General features: G+C 75.1%; 14 protein-coding genes and 1 other RNA gene. 8 read left to right on the top strand and 7 right to left on the bottom strand.

Annotated elements, in window-relative coordinates; all coding sequences use genetic code 11:
• The first annotated feature begins 96 nt into the window (after positions 1–96).
• Together OG295_RS24170 and OG295_RS24165 are read left to right on the top strand one after the other, a co-directional pair.
• Positions 97–1,401 carry a multidrug effflux MFS transporter gene (locus tag OG295_RS24170; protein WP_371678761.1) on the top strand — a complete coding sequence of 435 codons (1,305 nt, stop codon included), beginning with the start codon at positions 97–99 and terminating at the stop codon, positions 1,399–1,401.
• A gap of 34 nt (positions 1,402–1,435) precedes the next feature.
• Positions 1,436–2,452 carry a small ribosomal subunit Rsm22 family protein gene (locus OG295_RS24165; RefSeq protein WP_371678760.1) on the top strand — a complete coding sequence of 339 codons (1,017 nt, stop codon included), beginning with the start codon at positions 1,436–1,438 and terminating at the stop codon, positions 2,450–2,452.
• Positions 2,453–2,462: 10 nt separating this feature from the next.
• On the opposite strand, the gene ddaH is transcribed toward OG295_RS24165, so the two are convergent.
• A complete protein-coding gene (ddaH, locus tag OG295_RS24160) occupies positions 2,463–3,281 on the bottom strand; it encodes a dimethylargininase (RefSeq protein ID WP_371678759.1) in 819 nt (272 codons plus the stop codon).
• Positions 3,282–3,426: 145 nt separating this feature from the next.
• On the opposite strand from ddaH, the gene OG295_RS24155 reads away from it, so the two are divergent.
• The gene (locus OG295_RS24155) at positions 3,427–4,056 is read left to right on the top strand and encodes a TetR/AcrR family transcriptional regulator (protein WP_371678758.1); all 630 of its coding nucleotides are present in this window, start codon (positions 3,427–3,429) and stop codon (positions 4,054–4,056) included.
• Positions 4,057–4,189: 133 nt separating this feature from the next.
• The gene (locus OG295_RS24150) at positions 4,190–4,942 is read left to right on the top strand and encodes a bifunctional DNA primase/polymerase (RefSeq protein WP_371678757.1); all 753 of its coding nucleotides are present in this window, start codon (positions 4,190–4,192) and stop codon (positions 4,940–4,942) included.
• Positions 4,943–5,033: 91 nt separating this feature from the next.
• Here OG295_RS24150 and yaaA read toward each other — a convergent pair whose 3' ends face one another.
• Positions 5,034–5,834, bottom strand: coding sequence for a peroxide stress protein YaaA (yaaA, locus tag OG295_RS24145; protein WP_371678756.1), 801 nt, complete (start codon positions 5,832–5,834; stop codon positions 5,034–5,036).
• Between the two features lie 103 nt (positions 5,835–5,937).
• Here yaaA and OG295_RS24140 point away from each other — a divergent pair, with 103 nt between their 5' ends.
• Positions 5,938–7,386: an RNB domain-containing ribonuclease gene (locus OG295_RS24140; protein WP_371678755.1), complete on the top strand. Its 1,449-nt coding sequence runs from the start codon at positions 5,938–5,940 to the stop codon at positions 7,384–7,386.
• A 27-nt stretch (positions 7,387–7,413) separates the two neighbouring features.
• Here the strand turns inward: OG295_RS24140 and OG295_RS24135 are convergent, their stop codons facing one another.
• Both OG295_RS24135 and OG295_RS24130 read right to left on the bottom strand, forming a co-directional pair.
• Positions 7,414–8,247 carry a hypothetical protein gene (locus tag OG295_RS24135; protein WP_371678754.1) on the bottom strand — a complete coding sequence of 278 codons (834 nt, stop codon included), beginning with the start codon at positions 8,245–8,247 and terminating at the stop codon, positions 7,414–7,416.
• Positions 8,244–8,978, bottom strand: coding sequence for a MerR family transcriptional regulator (locus OG295_RS24130; protein WP_371678753.1), 735 nt, complete (start codon positions 8,976–8,978; stop codon positions 8,244–8,246). Before OG295_RS24130 ends, OG295_RS24135 begins: the two co-directional genes overlap by 4 nt.
• A 77-nt stretch (positions 8,979–9,055) precedes the next feature.
• Between OG295_RS24130 and rnpB the strand changes: the two genes are divergently transcribed.
• Positions 9,056–9,458, top strand: an RNA gene (rnpB, locus tag OG295_RS24125) — RNase P RNA component class A.
• A 292-nt stretch (positions 9,459–9,750) separates the two neighbouring features.
• Positions 9,751–11,742 (top strand): serine/threonine-protein kinase, encoded by a 1,992-nt coding sequence (locus OG295_RS24120; protein WP_371678752.1) that lies wholly within the window; start codon positions 9,751–9,753, stop codon positions 11,740–11,742.
• A 77-nt stretch (positions 11,743–11,819) separates the two neighbouring features.
• Here OG295_RS24120 and OG295_RS24115 read toward each other — a convergent pair whose 3' ends face one another.
• From OG295_RS24115 to OG295_RS24105, 3 genes are read right to left on the bottom strand one after another with little or no spacing between them, the layout of a single operon-like run.
• A complete protein-coding gene (locus OG295_RS24115) occupies positions 11,820–13,298 on the bottom strand; it encodes a bifunctional RNase H/acid phosphatase (RefSeq protein WP_371678751.1) in 1,479 nt (492 codons plus the stop codon).
• Complete coding sequence (locus tag OG295_RS24110; protein ID WP_371681290.1) at positions 13,298–14,041, bottom strand: zinc ribbon domain-containing protein; 744 nt, start codon at positions 14,039–14,041, stop codon at positions 13,298–13,300. The genes OG295_RS24115 and OG295_RS24110 overlap by 1 nt, the downstream gene beginning before the upstream one ends.
• Positions 14,038–14,895, bottom strand: a complete 858-nt coding sequence (locus tag OG295_RS24105) for a Nif3-like dinuclear metal center hexameric protein (RefSeq protein ID WP_371678749.1) — start codon at positions 14,893–14,895, stop codon at positions 14,038–14,040. The genes OG295_RS24110 and OG295_RS24105 overlap by 4 nt, the downstream gene beginning before the upstream one ends.
• A 264-nt stretch (positions 14,896–15,159) precedes the next feature.
• Between OG295_RS24105 and OG295_RS24100 the strand changes: the two genes are divergently transcribed.
• Positions 15,160–16,227: a hypothetical protein gene (locus OG295_RS24100; protein WP_371678748.1), complete on the top strand. Its 1,068-nt coding sequence runs from the start codon at positions 15,160–15,162 to the stop codon at positions 16,225–16,227.
• Positions 16,228–16,251 lie beyond the last annotated feature (24 nt).

Raw genomic sequence — 16,251 nt, 5'->3', positions numbered from 1 at the left:
TACGTCACACCGCACGTCCGGCTCGGGACGTTCCGACAGCTGAGAGCATGGGTCGGTCAGGGGTGCGTACATCGGATGAGAAGACTGGAGTTCGGCATGTCGGAGAGAGGCCCCTCGGCGGCCCCCACGCAGGGCGCCGCCCCCGGATCCCCGCCCCCCTCGCCCGCAGCGGCCGTCCCCCTGACGGCCGCGCGCCGCACCGGTCTGCTGGTCACCTTCGTCCTGGGCGGGCTCACCGCGCTCCCCCCGCTGTCCATGGACATGTACCTGCCGGCGCTTCCGGAGGTCACCGACGCGCTCGGCAGCCCGGCCTCGACCGTCCAGCTCACCCTCACGGCCTGCCTCGCCGGCATGGCGCTGGGCCAGCTGGTCATCGGCCCGATGAGCGACAAGTGGGGCCGCCGCAGGCCCCTGCTCGCGGGCATGGTCCTCTACGTCCTCGCCACCGCGGTCTGCGCCCTCGCCCCGACCACCGAGCTGCTGATCGGCTTCCGCCTGGTCCAGGGCCTGGCCGGCGCCGCCGGAGTCGTCATCGCCCGCGCCGTCGTGCGCGACCTGTACGACGGGGTCGAGATGGCCCGGTTCTTCTCCACCCTGATGCTCATATCCGGGGCCGCCCCGATCGTCGCACCGCTCATCGGCGGCCAGGTGCTGCGCTTCGCCGACTGGCGCGGGGTCTTCGTCGTGCTCACGGTCGTCGGCCTGGCCCTGACCGTGGTGGTCTGGCGCATTCTGGAGGAGACCCTGCCGCCCGAGCGGCGCCAGACCGGCGGCGTGGGTTCGGCGCTGCGGACCATGCGCGGGCTGCTCGGCGACCGGGTCTTCGCCGGGTACACCCTGGCGGGCGGCTTCGCCTTCGCCGTCCTCTTCTCCTACATATCCGCCTCGCCCTTCGTGATCCAGGAGATCTACGGGGCCTCCCCGCAGGCCTTCAGCCTGCTGTTCGGCCTCAACTCCGTCGGGCTGATCGTGGTCGGCCAGATCAACGGCAAGCTGCTGGTCGGCCGGGTCAGCCTGGACAAGGCCCTGAGTGCCGGGATCGCGACCATCACGGTGGCCTCGGTGGCGCTGCTGCTGATGTCCACCGGGGTGTTCGGGGAGGTCGGGCTGGTGCCCGTCGCCGCCGCCCTGTTCGTGCTGATGTCGGCGATGGGCCTGGTGCTGCCGAACACCAACGCGCAGGCGCTGATGCGCACCCCGCACGCCGCCGGCTCGGCGTCCGCCCTGCTGGGCACCTCCTCCTTCCTCGTCGGCGCGGCCGCCTCCCCGCTGGTCGGGATCGCGGGCGAGCACACGGCGGTGCCCATGGCATTGGTCCAGCTGAGCTGCTCGCTGCTCTCGGTGGGCTGCTTCCTCGGCATGTGCCGCCCCTGGCAGCCGCGGGAGCCGCTGACCGCGTGAGCGGACGCGGGGCCCGGCGCCGTAAACTTCGCTGGTGAACGCCTCCGCCCCCACCACCGCCGAGACCCTCCGCAGCGCCCTCGCCGGGCTGCTCGACGGGCTCCCGCCGAAGCAGGCCGCGGCCGCCGTCGAGCGGCTGATCGCCAACTACCGGGGCACCACCCCCACCGACGCCCCCGTCCTGCGCGACCGCTCCGACGTGGCGGCGTACGCGGCCTACCGGATGCCGGCCACCTTCGAGGCCGTACGAGCCGCCCTGGACGGGCTGGCGGAGGCCGCACCCCAGTGGGTCCCGGGCTCGCACGTGGACGTCGGCGGCGGTACGGGCGCCGCGACCTGGGCGGTGGACGCCACCTGGGACGGCCCCCGCACCACCTCGGTGCTGGACTGGGCGGAGCCCGCGCTCGCCCTCGGCAGGGAACTGGCCGGGCGCTCCTCCTCCGAGGCGCTGCGCGGGGCCGACTGGCGCCGGGCCGTCATCGGCAGCGGCATCGGCCTCCCCGACGCGGACCTGGTGACGGTGTCGTACGTGCTCGGCGAACTCACCCCCGAGGCCCGCCGGGCGGTCGTCACCGAGGCGGCCCGCGCGGGGCAGGCCGTGGTACTGATCGAGCCGGGCACCCCCGAGGGCTACCTGCGCGTCCGCGAGGCGCGCGAGCAGCTGATCGAGGCCGGGATGAGGGTCGCCGCGCCCTGCCCCCACGACGGCGCCTGCCCCATCGAGGTGGGCCGGGACTGGTGCCACTTCTCGGCGCGGGTCAGCCGCTCCTCCCTGCACCGGCAGATCAAGGGCGGCTCCCTCCCGTACGAGGACGAGAAGTTCAGCTACGTCGCCGCGACCCGCTTCCCGGTCACCCCGGTCCCCTTCCGGATCACGCGGAGGCCGCAGATCCGGAAGGGGCTCGTCCTGCTGGACCTGTGCGGTCCGGAGAGCGGCGAGGCGGCCGGCCTGACCCGGGCCACCGTCACCAAGCGCCACGGCGACCTCTACAAGGCGGCGCGCGACGCCGACTGGGGTCAGGAGTGGCCGCCGCCCACCGAGGCCCCGTAGTCCGGCGGGGTCACTGCTCCCGGGGCCTCAGTTCCTGGGTGCAGCACTTCACGCTGCCGCCGCCCTTGAGCAGCTCGCCCAGGTCCATCGGCACCGGCTCGAAGCCGCGCTCGCGCAGCGGTGCGAGCAGCCCGGCCGCGGCCTGCGGGAGCAGCACGTGGCGCCCGTCGGAGACCGAGTTCAGGCCGAAGGCCGCCGCGTCCTCGGAGTCCACGATCAGGGCGTCCGGGAAGAGCCGCCGCAGTACGGCCCGGCTGCCCGGCGAGAACGCCGGCGGGTGGTACATGATCTCGTCGCCGTCGAGGACGCACAGCGCCGTGTCCAGGTGGTAGTAGCGCGGGTCCACCAGGTCGAGTCCGATGACGGGGCGGCCGAAGAACTCCTGCGCCTCGTCGTGCGAGAGCGGACTGCTGCGGAAGCCGCGGCCCGCCAGGATGTAGGTGGCGGTGACGGCGAAGTCGCCCTCGCCCTCGTTGACGTGGGACGGCTCGTGGACCTCGGTGAAGCCGTTCGCCCGGAACCAGTCGAGGTGGATCTCCGCCTCGGCGGCGCGCTCGGGGTAGGCGAACCGGGCGCCGAGCACCCGGCCGTCGACGACGAGGGCGCCGTTCGCGGCGTAGACCATGTCCGGCAGGCCGGGCTGCGGTTCGAGGATCTCGACGGTGTGGCCGAGGGAGCGGTAGCGGTCCCTCAGGTCTTCCCACTGGGCGTGTGCGAGGGGCAGGTCCACCGGTTTCGTGGGATCCATCCACGGGTTGATGGAGTACGTGACCTTGAAGTGTGCGGGTGGGCACATCAGGTAGCGCCGGGGTGTGGCGTCTCTGCGCAAAGAAGGCTCCTCACGACTGCGGACTCACGTGCGTGCGTCTGTGGAAAGAATCGTCTCTCCTCAACGGGGGCCGCGCAGTGAACTGATTGGGTGGTTTACGGAATGGATGAAAGACGAGACGTCTCGCATTGATACGTTGGGCGCCATGAGCAAGTCCCCCGACGCCTCCCGCCGCAGCGAACGCTCGCGGCGCGCCATCCTCGACGCCGCACTCGCACTGGTGGGCGAGACCGGCTACAACAAGCTGACCATCGAGGCCATCGCCGCCCGGGCCGGCGTCGGCAAGCAGACCATCTACCGCTGGTGGCCCTCGAAGGCCGCCGTCCTGCTGGACGCCTCGCTGGCGCTGTCCGGGGAGGCGGCGGAGGAGAGCGAGTGGGCCGGCTTCCCGGACACCGGAGACCTGGCGGCCGACCTCAAGACGGTCCTGCGGGCCACGGTGGACCAGTTCCTCGACGAGCGGTACGAGGCACCCACCCGCGCCCTCACCGCCGCCGGTGCGACCGACCCCGAGCTGGGAGCCCGCTTCACCGGGCAGCTCCTCGAACCCCAGCTCGCACTGTACGAAGCCCGGTTGCGCACGGCCGTGGACGGCGGACTGCTTCCTGCGGACACCGACCTGCGCCTGTTGGTGGAGATGCTGGTGGGACCGCTGACGTACCGGTGGCTGCTGAGGACCGCGCCGCTCACGCACGCGCACACGGACGCGCTGGTGGACGCGGCGCTGCGCGGGGTGGGATACGTCACCACCCGCCCGGCCGCCGCCGGGGCCTGACCCGGCGGCGGAGAACATATGGCCGAATTCTGCGGTTATGGGAGGACCTCGATCGGGGGGTGCGGTCACCCGGGACTCAGGATGGTGGGACGATGGGATGGTCTTCCGGGGCAACGTTGAGGTGAGGGGATAGATGGGGTCCGAGTCCGGCCGCGTCAAACGCGGCGAGCAGAGCAGGATGTCCCAGTGGCTGCGCCGGCGCCGCAAACCCGCCCCGACCGAAGACCCCGCGGGTGCCCGCGAGGCCCTCCTCCTGGCCGTCGCCGACGCCGGACTGCCGGTCGCCCCGGCCGCGCATCCCGCCGGCTACCGATGTTCCTGCGACCGCATCGGCTGTCCCACTCCCGCGCGGCACCCGGTCTCCTTCGCCTGGCAGACCCAGTCGACCACCGACCGCGCGCAGATCGAACGCTGGGCCCGCAACCAGCCGCAGGCCAACTTCATCACCGCCACCGGCATGGTCCACGACGTCCTCGACGTCCCGCTGGAAGCCGGACGCAGCGCCCTGGAACGCCTGCTGGCCGCCGGCATCGAGGTCGGACCGGTCGCCGAATCGGGCGGCACGGGGGACCAGGCCCGGATGCTCTTCTTCACGGCGACCCGCGGGACGCCGGAGGACGAGGACGAATGGTGGCCCTGCGAACTGGACTGCCACCCCGAGACCATGGACGAACACCCCGGCCTGCGCTGGCACTGCCGCGGCAGCTACGTCCTCCTCCCCCCGGCCACCCTCCCCGGGGACTTCTCGGTCGGCTGGCTGCGCGACATGGGGCACCCGCTCCCGGACCCGCTGACCCTCCTGGAAACCCTCACGGACGCCTGCGCCCAGTACGCGGGCACCGCCGACCAGACCCCCGCCACCGTCGCCTGGCCCCTGGGGCGCTGACCCCGGGGCCGCCGCCCCCGACCGCACGCCCGGCCCGCCGACGGGGCCGGGCTCCGGCCTGCGGGTCCACGGCCGGGCCGGGGCCCCGGCCTCAGTGGATCTGGCTCACGACCACGTCGAGGGACCACGGCTTCAGCGGCTTCGCCGGCGCCTCCGCCTCGACCGCGTACCCCAGGTCCCGCAGAGCGGTGACGAGTTCCGCCGGAGACCCGGGGACGGACCCGGCCAGCAGCAGGTCCCGTACCAGCCGCCCCTTGGTGGCCTTGTTGAAGTGGCTCACCACCGACCGCTTCTCCACGCCGTCCACGACCTGCGCGTGCAGCACCCGTACCGTGGCCGTCCGCCCCGCCGTCTCCCCCTTCGGCTTCCACGCCGCCCCGTACGCCGCGGACCGCAGGTCGAGCACCAGCCCGTCGCCCGCCGCCTCCGGCATCACCGAGGCCATCGGGGTGCGCCAGTACGCGCCCAGCGCGCCCAGCGCGGGCAGCTTGACCCCCATCGAGCAGCGGTAGGACGGGATCCGGTCGGTCACCCGCACGGCGCCCCACAGCCCGGAGAACACCAGCAGCGACCGCTCCGCGAGCTCCCGCGCCGGGGCGGGCAGACCGGCCAGGCCGAGCGCGTCGTAGAGCACCCCGGTGTAGATCTCCCCGGCCGGCCGGGCCGGCGCGTCGAGCAGCCCGGCGTTCTTCGCGACCTCGCCGCGCAGCCCCTCGCTCAGCCCCAGGACCTCGCGCGCCTTCAGCTCGTCCCCGGAGCACAGTCCGACGAGTTCCTCCAGGACGGCCGCCCGCGCCCCCGCGAGCCCCGGCAGCGACAGGGAACCGGGCTCCAGCGGTGCGCCGGAGCCGCCGGCGGCCTTTCCCTCGGAGGGCGGCAGCAGCACGAGCACGGTGGTTCTCCTTCGACAAGACGCGGCGCGAGGGGGTGCGGCCCCCGAGCCAGGGTAGACCGCTCGCCGCGCCGCCCCGGCCCGTCGGCCCTACGCTCGACCCATGCCACGCCGTCACCTGCACATGACCGGCGCAGAGGGGGCTGCCCTGCGGGCCGCGCTGCGCGACCTGCGCACGCGGCTGGAGGTGCCCGCCGCCTTCCCGGCCGAGGTGCTCGCCGAGGCCGAAGGGGCCGCCGCCGCCCCGCGGCTGCCGGCCGAGGACGCCACCGACCTGCCGGTGTTCACCATCGACCCCCCGGGCTCGGTCGACCTCGACCAGGCCATGCACCTGGCACTGCGGCCGGCCGGCGGCTACCGCGTGCACTACGCCATCGCCGACGTCGCCGCCTTCGTCACCCCGGGCGGCGCCCTCGACGCCGAGGCACACCGCCGGGTCAACACCCTCTACTTCCCCGACGAGCGGATCCCGCTGCACCCGGCCGTCCTCTCGGAGGACGCGGCCAGCCTGCTGCCCGGCCGGACCCGCCCGGCCCTGCTCTGGCGCCTCGACCTGGACGCCGACGGCCGCGTCGAGACCACCGAGGTGCGCCGGGCCCTGGTCCGAAGCCGGGCCCGGCTCGACTACGACGGCGTCCAGAAGGCCATCGACTCCGGCACCGCGGAGCCCGCCCTGGCCCTGCTGAAGGTCGTCGGAACGCTGCGGGAGGCCCTGGAGACCGAGCGCGGCGGGATCTCCCTGAACGTCCCGGAGCAGGAGGTCGTCGAAGGGCCCGACGGCTCGTACTCCCTGACCTACCGCGCCCCGCTGCCCGCCGACGGCTGGAACGCCCAGATCTCCCTGATGACCGGCATGGCCGCGGCCGACCTCATGATCGCCACCGGCACCGGCATCCTGCGCACCCTCCCCGCCGCCCCCGACGGCGCGGTCGGCCGGCTGCGGCGGGCCGCGAAGGCCCTGCGCATCGACTGGCCGCACCACGTCCCGTACGCGGCGCTCGTGCGCTCCCTCGACCCGCGCCTGCCCGCGCACGCCGCCTTCCTCCAGGAGTGCACGGCCCTGCTGCGCGGCGCCGGGTACACGGTGTTCACCGGCGGGCGGACCCCTGACCCGGCCCTGCACGCCGCGGTCGCGGCCCCGTACGCGCACTGCACCGCCCCGCTGCGCCGCCTGGTCGACCGGTACACCGGCGAGCTGTGCCTGGCCGCCTCGGCCGGGACCGGGCTCCCGGGTTGGGCCATCGAGGCGCTGGAGGCGCTGCCGCACGAGATGGCGGAGGGCAGCCGGCTGGCGAACTCCGTGGAGCGGGAGTCCGTGGACCTGGTGGAGGCGGCCCTGCTCAAGGACCGGGTCGGGGAGACCTTCGAGGCGACGGTGATCGACATCAGGGAGCAGGAGCCGCGGGTGGGCACCGTCCACCTGGAGGACCCGGCGGTGGTGGGCCGCGTCGAGTCCCCGTCGGCACCGCTGCCCCTCGGCGACCGCATCCGGGTCCGCCTCACCCAGGCCGACCCGGGCACCGCGAAGATCCTCTTCGCCACGGCGCAGTAAGCCGCGACCGAGGCCGTGACGGGCCCGTCACGGGGGTGCGGGCTGCCGTACCGCGCCGACCACGGCCCGCGGGTCGTCCGCGTGGAAGCGGATCGTACGGGCCGACGCGCGGGCGCCGAGCGGCCTGCGGAACTCCAGCGGCCGGTTCAGCTCCAGGGTCACCGTGGTCTGGCTGCCCACGATCAGGTCGAGCACCCCGTCCCCGGAGAGGGTGACGAGCCGGCCCTCCGGGTAGCGCCGCTCCACCCGTACGGAGGCCACCGCGTCCGGCGGGACGGCCAGGTCGAACAGGGCTCCGTAGCGGATCCGCAGCGACCCGTCGGGCCGCACCACGTGCGGCCGGGTCACGCAGGCGGCGTGCAGGGCGAGCACCAGCAGCACCCCGTACACGTCGAGGACGAGCACCACCCGGTGGACCGCGGGCCAGGGGATCAGCACGGCCAGCCCGACGGTCTCGATCACCGACACGAAGAGCAGTCCGTACATCATCGCCGTCTGCGGTCCGGTGTACGCGGCGGCGAGGTCCCCGGGACGCACCCCGTGGGTGCGGCGCACCACCCAGCGGCCGAGGGAGGCGATGGCCCGCAGCTCGTGCAGCAGCAGGCGGCGCACGGACTCGGGGACCGCGGCGCGGACCGCGTCCCGGCGGGCTTCGCGCGGGGTCCGGCCCCGCGCGCGGGCCGCCGCGTACAGCGACCGCAGCACCCACGCCTCCAGCAGCAGTACGGCGCACACCAGCAGCTCGGCGGCCGGCGGGAGCCAGCCGGGGGGCCGCAGCCCGGCGGCGAGGCAGGCGGCGAGGAGCAGCTCGCCCGGGAGCACGGCGGCGGCCGCGATCCGCGCCGCACGCAGGGCGCTCACGTCCGGCCCCGTTCCACGAACGCCGCCATCACGCGACGGACGACCTCCGCCTGGGCAGGCGCGTACTCGGCGAGCAGCGCCTCCCGGAGGCCGGGCACGACCGGTCCGTCGGCCGGGACCGCGTCCAGCAGCCCGGCGGGGACGGCCGCGACGAGCGCGTCGGCGAGGGGGCCGACGCGGGGGTCGTCGACGGGGGCCCCGGCCAGCTCGTCGAGCCGCTCGTAGAGGGCGAGGACGCCCGGGTCGGCGGCCAGCGGGGCGAGCGCGGCGTACATCTCCTCGCCGGCCGCTCCGGTGACGTCGAGCAGGGTGAGGTGCTCGCGGTCCTTGGCGGCGGACGGGGAGGTGGTGGCCGGGGCCCGTGCGAGCAGCGCGTCGAGGGCGGGCGAGACGGGATCCCCCTCCCCGGGCCCGGCCGCGAGCAGCTCCGCGAGCCTGCGGCGGCGCGAGCCCAGTTCGGCCTCCTGGCGGGCGAGGTCGGCGTCGAGTTCGGCGAGTACCTCGGCCGGCTCGCGCCCCGCGTCGTCGGCGAGCACGTCGCGCACCTCGTCGAGGCCGAGGCCGAGCTCGGTGAGCCGGCGCACCCGTGCGAGCAGGACGGCGTCGCGCACGGTGTAGGTCCGGTATCCGTTGGGGCGCCGCTCCGGTTCCGGGAGCAGCCCGACATGGTGGTAGTGCCGGATCGCGCGGGTGGTGAGCCCGACGAGCGCGGCGATCTCTCCGATCCGCATGGCGCCCAGTAGAAACCCTGCCGCTGCGTCAAGGTCAAGCCGCCGTGGACAGCCGGTAGCATGGTCGACACGACAGACGAGTCGGCCGGGCGGCCGCGTCGGGGTCCCAGGATCCCGCCGAGGAACGTCCGGGCTCCACAGGGCAGGGTGGTGGGTAACGCCCACCCGGGGTGACCCGCGGGACAGTGCCACAGAAAACAGACCGCCGGGGACTTCGGTCCCCGGTAAGGGTGAAACGGTGGTGTAAGAGACCACCAGCGCCTGAGGTGACTCAGGCGGCTAGGTAAACCCCACCTGGAGCAAGGTCAAGAGGATCCGTCCCCGGACGGGTCTGCGCGAACGCTTGAGGGCTGCCCGCCCGATGTTCGCGGGTAGACCGCACGAGGCCGGCGGCAACGCCGGTCCTAGATGGATGGCCGTCTCCCCGGCGACCGCGAGGTCTCCGGGCGACAGAACCCGGCGTACAGGCCGGCTCGTCTGCCGTATCCCTCCCCGGCTTCCGGAACAGGGCCCGCGGCTGCTTCACCGAGGTGCTGCGGCTCCTCCCGAGCAGCCCGTTCGTGAAGCGGACCGTCTTCGCGGTGATCTTCCCCTTGACGGTGACGGCCCCGGTGACCTTCTCGCCCCTGGCGAGCGTGACCGCGTCGATCCGATCCCCGGCGGCCCCGAGCTCGGTGGTGATCAGCCTGGACAAAACGCCAAAGCGCGCCATCGGAACTCCCGGAAATGAGACGCTCCGCCTGCGAGCCCGCGCGGACAGAAGGAAGCACCCGTGAGCACCCATGGCCCCGGCGGGCGGGTCGACCCCGCCCACCCCGGTGATCCGGCGACGATCGGCCCCTACCGGATCATCGGCCGTCTCGGCACGGGCGGCATGGGCACCGTCCACGCCGGTCTGGATCCCCGGGGCGTACGGGTCGCGGTCAAGGCCGTGCACCGGGCGCAGGCCCAGGACCCGGAGTTCCGGGCCCGGTTCCGCCGTGAGGTCGCCCTGTCCTCGCGCGTCCAGGGGCCCTGCCTGGTCCCCCTGCTGGCCGCCGACACGGAGACGGGGTCCCCGTGGCTGGCGACCGCGTACGTGCCCGGACCGACCCTCGCCCAGTACCTGCACGCGTACGGGCCGCTCGCGGGCGGCACGCTGCACGCCTTCGCGGCCGGCACCGCGCAGGCCCTCGCCGCGATCCACCGCGCGGACGTGGTCCACCGGGACGTGAAACCGCAGAACGTCATCCTCAGTCCGGCGGGGCCGAGGGTCCTGGACTTCGGCATCGCCCACGCCGCCGACGGCACCTCCGTCACCCGGACCGGTGTGATGACCGGTACGCCGGGCTGGATCAGCCCGGAGCACTACCGCACGGGCACCGCGGGCCCGGCCGGTGACGTGTTCGCCTGGGGGGCCCTCGTCGCCCACGCGGCGACCGGCCGGCTCCCCTTCGGCTCCGGCGCGCCCGACGTGGTCGCCTTCCGCATCCTGTCCGGCGAGGCCGACCTCGGCGGCGTGCCCGCAGCCCTGCGGGAGGTCCTGGAGGAGGCCCTCGCGAAGGACCCGGACGACCGGCCGACGGCCGCGCGGGCCGCCGAACGGTGCACGGACCTGCTCTGCGCCCATGCGACACAGGTCCTCGTGCCCGGCACCGCCCCGACCCTGGCCGCCGATCCCGTCCGCGCCGCATGGCAGGTGCCCGCCCTCCACGACCCCGCCTGGCCCGGCGCGCCGGCCCGGCGCCGCGGGCGTCTGTTGCTCGGCGTCGCCGTCGGTGCGGCCGCGGTGGGCGGGCTCGTCGGAGGACTCCTCGCCCTGCCCGCCACCCGTGCCGAGCAGGCGGCCCGTCCCCCGGCCGACGCCACCGCCGCCCCCGCCGGAGCGGCGCGCACGACCGGCACCCCGGCCGCCCCCGTCCCCGCCGGCGGCGGCAGCGGCAGCCCGTCGGCCGCGGGCGCGGGCGCCGGCGCGACGGACACCGCGCCGACCCTCGCGACCTGGCGACAGGCCCGCGCCGCGCAGACACCGGCCGAGAACGACGCCCGGGGATCCATGGGCACCGGTGCCTGGCTCGACGCCACCACCCACCCCGACCAGGACTTTTCCCTCACCTTCCACCAGCCCCGGGGGGAGGTGTACATCACCTCCGGCGGCCGGGAACTCGATTTCGGTTCGATCCACGAGGTCGCCAGGACCGCCTGCCTGGGGCTGCGGGACCTCCGTACCGCCTACCCGGACCTCCCGTACCGCACCTACGTGATCGTCGACACCGGGCGCCGGGGAGGTCCCGCCGTCGTCTGGTCCGACGACTTCCGCACCAACACCGCCTGCTCGACCTCCATGACCGACCGCACCACCGCCCCCGGGGCGGGGCGGGCAACCGGCTGGTACCCCGACGCGGGAGGCCTCGCCGCCGCGCAGGTGCCCTCCCGCGACCCGGACGAGGTCCGCATCGCCGACCGGATCGCCACGTCGGTCATCCGGGCGTGGAACGCCGGCAACCCCGACGACGGCTACCACCGGCTCGGCCACGACAACCTGAGCGTCGGGTTCGACCCCGGGAACCGGGTGATGTACGTGTGGGCGGCCAAGCCCGCGTGGGACGGTGCCACCCGCGACGACTGGGCGCGGACGGCGGCGCGGCAGTCCTGCGGGGACCTGGCCGCCGCGTCCGCGGAAACGGCGGACTGGCCCTACGCCAGGTACGCGGTCCTCGTCGAGGACGCCACCGCCGGCGACGAGTTCCTGCTCTGGGGCTCCTCCGGAGCATGCGCGGACTGACGACCGTCGCGGCGGCTGCGGCCGGACACGGCGCGAGGCCCCCGCCCGGTGGGGCGGGGGCCTCGCGTGACGCTCCGCTACCGCAGGTGCGAGGTGTCGTTCAGGAGGCGGACCGAGGCGTTGCCGTCGGCGTAGTAGGCGACCGCCGACAGGGAGGCCGCGGACAGCTCCATCTTGAACAGGGACTCCGGCGGCGCGCCCAGCGCGAGGCGGACGAGCGTCTTGACCGGGGTCACGTGGGTCACCAGCAGCACGATGCGGCCCGCGTGGGCGGACAGCAGCCGGTCGCGGGCCGCCGAGACGCGGCGGGTGACGGCCGTGAAGCTCTCGCCGCCGCCGGTCGGGGCCGCCTTCGGGGAGTCCAGCCAGGCCTGGAGGTCGTCCGGGAAGCGCTCGCGCACCTCGGCGAAGGTCAGGCCCTCCCAGGCCCCGAAGTCCGTCTCGCGCAGGCCCTCCTCGACCGTGACCGGCAGCCCGAGGCGGTCGGCGACGGCCTGGGCGGTCTCCCGGCAGCGGCGCAGCGGGGAGCTGACGACGGCCTGTACGGTGCCCCGCGCGGCCAGCGCCTCGGCGACGGCCGCGGCCTGGCGGCGGCCGGCCGGGGACAGCTCCGGGTCGGTGCCGCCGCTGCCGGAGAAGCGCTTCTGCGGGGTGAGGGCGGTCTCGCCGTGCCGCAGCAGCACGAAGGTGGCGGGCGCGCCCATGTCGGGGCCCCATCCGGTGCCGGTGCCTGCGGCGGTCTGCGGCGGCTCGGCGTCGGACCCCGCCGCGGGGCGCGGGCCGGTGCCGGCGGTGGCCGGCGCGCCGGCGGGCACGCGAGCCCCAGCCCCCGCCCCGGACCCGGCCCCGCCGAACAGCGTGTCGGTGTCGCGCGCCACCACGGCGGCGGCGCGGACGGCGGCGGCTTCCGCCTCCGCCGCGCGGGCCTGCGCGGCTGCTGCGGCGGCGTCGGGCCGGGGTTCGTGCTCGGTGAGGTCGCCGAACAGGGTGTCCGCCCCGGCTGCCCCGGCCACCGCGCGGGATCCCTGCGCACCGCCGGAGGCCATCGCGGCGCGGACGGCCGCCGCGCCCTTCGTCGCGTCGCCGGGGGGACCGGACGGCGGGGCGGCGGCGAAGGCCGTGGAGCGGGACGGTTCCCACTGCGCGCCGCGCTTGCCCGCGTCCATCGCCTCGTTGGCGAGCCGGTCGGCGTGCTTGTTGCGCTCGCGCGGGATCCACTCGTAGGTGACCTGCGCGCGCGGAAGGACCTTCGCGGCCTCCGCCGCGAGCGGCTTCATGTCGGGGTGCTTGATCTTCCAGCGGCCCGACATCTGCTCGACGACGAGCTTGGAGTCCATCCGGACCAGGACCGTCGCGTCCGGCGCCAGCTCACGCGCCGCCCTCAGTCCGGCGATCAGGCCCTTGTACTCGGCGACGTTGTTCGTCGCGACGCCGATGAACTCGGCGCGTTCGGCCAGGGTCTCCCCCGTCGCCGGGTCGAGGACGACCGCGCCGTAGCCGGCGGGACCCGGGTTGCCCCGGGAACCGCCGTCCGCCTCCACGACGAAACGCGGCATCAGATGCCCGAGTCCGCCGCACGGACGAGGATGCGGCCGCAGTTCTCGTGCCGGACGACCTGGTCGCGGGCCGCGGCCTTGATCTCGTTGACCTCGGCCATGTCCAGCTCCAGGCGGCAGCCCTCGCAGCGGCGCTGGTACAGGCGGGCCGCACCGACGCCGCCCTGCTTGACGCGGATCTTCTCGTACAGGGCCATCAGGTCGGCGGGCATCGAGCCGACGATGACCTCGCGGTCCTTGCCGATCTTCGCGACCTCGGTGTCGATCTCGCCGGTGGCGGCGTCGCGGCGCGCGGTGGCGTCGACGAGCTTGGCCTCCAGGGCGGCGACCCGCTCCTTCAGCTCGGTGACGCGCTCCTGCGCGGCCTCCAGGCGCTCCATGACCTCCAGGACCACGTCCTCCAGGTCGCCCTGCCGCTTGGCGAGGGAGACGACCTCGCTCTGGAGGTTCGCCAGGTCCCGGGCCGAGATGCCGACGCCGGAGTCCAGCCGCTGCTGGTCGCGGACCGCGCGCTGGCGGACCTGGTCGACGTCCTGCTCCGCCTTGGTCTGCTCGCGGGCGGCGTCGCTGGCCTGGGTCTGCGCGGCGACGAGCAGGTCGCGCTGCTGGCTGAGGTCCTTGGTCAGGGAGTCGACCTCGGTGTGCTCCGGGAGCGACTTGCGCTTGTGGGCGAGCTGAGACAGCCGGACGTCCAGGGCCTGGACGTCGAGAAGTCGGATCTGGTCGGCGGGCTCGGCGTTCAGTTGGGGGCTCCAGAGATAGAGGGGGAGGTGACGGACGGCGCGTGCGCCGTCCACGGGTCGGTGACCGTGCGCGAGACGTGGGTCCGCAGACCCCAGCCGTGGCGCTCGGAGATCGCGTCGAGCTGCGCGGCGGCCTGCTCGCACCAGGGCCACTCGGTGGCCCAGTGGGCGGCGTCGACGAGGGCGAGCGGGCTCTGCTCGCGGGCCTCGGACGCCGGGTGGTGGCGCAGGTCGGCGGTGAGGAAGGCGTCCACGCCGGCGGCGCGGACCTGCTCGAAGAGGCTGTCGCCGGAGCCGCCGCTGACGGCGACGGTACGGATGAGCGCGTCCGGGTCGCCCGCGGCGCGGATGCCCTGCGTGGTCGACGGCAGCCGGGACGCGGCGCGGGCCGCGAACTCGCGGAGGGTCTCGGGGTGGTCCAGCTCGCAGATCCGGCCGAGGCCGCGGCGGCCGTCCGGGTCGGTGGGGTCGGGCACGAGCGGGCCGGTGACGCGCAGGTCGAGGGCGCCGGCGAGGGCGTCGGAGACACCGGGGTCGGCGGTGTCGGCGTTGGTGTGGGCGACGTGCAGCGCGATGTCGTTCTTGATCAGCGTGTGCACGACGCGGCCCTTGAAGGTGCCGGCCTCGACGGTGGTGGTGCCGCGCAGGTAGAGGGGGTGGTGGGTGACGAGCAGGTCGGCGCCCAGCTCCACCGCCTCGTCGACGATGTCCTGCAGGGGGTCGACGGCGAAGAGCACCCGGGTGACCTCGGCATCGGGGTCGCCGCAGACGGTGCCGACGGCGTCCCACTGCTCGGCCCGCGAGGGGGGCCAGAGAGCGTCCAGCGCGGCGATGACTTCAGAGAGACGAGGCACAGGCCAAGGTTACCGTCTCCATCTTTTCGGGCTTCCTCCCCCGGCGGGGGCTGCGGGACGGGGGAGGGCGGTGGCGGTGCGCGGGGGCGTCGGGCGGGGCCGGGCGCTCTCTGACCCCAAACGCCCCGATATGGAACAGCACAGCCACACCCCCCGCCACCGGCGAATCGGCTCGCGGCCACCCGTACGTGTGAAGCCCGCCGAGTCGTGCGCGACCCCGGGAGCCTCGAAAACTAGCTTCCTGATCCGGAGGTGACGGCCCGGATGACTGTCTGCGCCATCGAGATCACGACGACCGCCCCGTTCACGATCGCCGCCGACGGGGCGTATGCCGCGCGGCTGGCCGGGGAGGGGCAGGCGCGCTACCCGGAGCGGTGGACGCTGGGGGGACCCGAGCCGTACGCGGTGCCGTTGCCGCTCGCGCAGCCGGAGGAGGCCGACAGCGAGGTGCTGGCACTGACCGACGGGCGGGTGCTGATCCACCGTCGTGTCGCCGACCGGCACGCGTTCGCGCTGCTCTACCCGTCGGGCGCCGCGACCGGGCCGCGCACGGGGGAGCTCCAGCTCGGCGCGGTGCCCGCCGAGGAGGGCGTACGGGTCCGCCTGCTGCCGCCCTCCCCCGACGGACACGGGGCCTACGCCCTGGCGGTGGGGCCCGCGCGGAGCACCGTCTGGCAGGTCGCCGGAGCCCCCGGCGGGCCGCGCCGGGCCGCCGTCCTGCCGGGGCGCTGCTCCGGCGGGGTGTGGCTGGACCGGGTCGGCCGCCTGCTGGCCCTGGACCGCGAGCTGGACGGCCGGACCAAGGCCGTCGCCGTGGACCTGGAGCGGGGCGGCGAGGTCAGCCCGCTGCTCCAGATCGCCGAGGACAGCGACGACCGGCTCCTGCTCGCGGCGCCCGACAGCGGGCTTCTGCTGATCCGCTCCGACGCCCCGGGCGAACCCCGGCTCGGCTGGGGAGTGCTGGGCAGTGCCCGCCCGGTCCGCTTCCCGGAGTGCCTGCGCATCGCGGACGCGCACCCCTTCGCCGTGCAGCCGGGCCAGGCCCTGATGCCGGAGACCTGCGGGGTCGCGCTGCGGATCGGAGGGTCGGAGCTCGCGCTGTGGCGGCCGGCCGACCGCGGCGTCTTCCGGCTCGGCGCCCCGGTGGGCTGGCTCGGCACCGGCCTGTGGACCCCGCAGGGCCGGCTGCACCTCCCGTACGCCACCCCGGAGGTCCCCTGCGGGATCGTCGGCCTCAGCCAGCCCGCGTCCCCGCCCCCACCGGTCCGTCTGGACCCCGCCCCGGCCCCGCCCCTGCGCCCGGTCCCCCTCCAGCAGGCGCCTCTGGGCTGAGCCCGGGGGCGCCGTACGGGCACA

Source organism: Streptomyces sp. NBC_01276 (genome assembly GCF_041435355.1).
Classification (GTDB): Bacteria; Actinomycetota; Actinomycetes; order Streptomycetales; family Streptomycetaceae; genus Streptomyces.
Note: the sequence above shows the minus strand (reverse complement) of the source record. Positions and strands in the feature narration are given on the sequence as shown.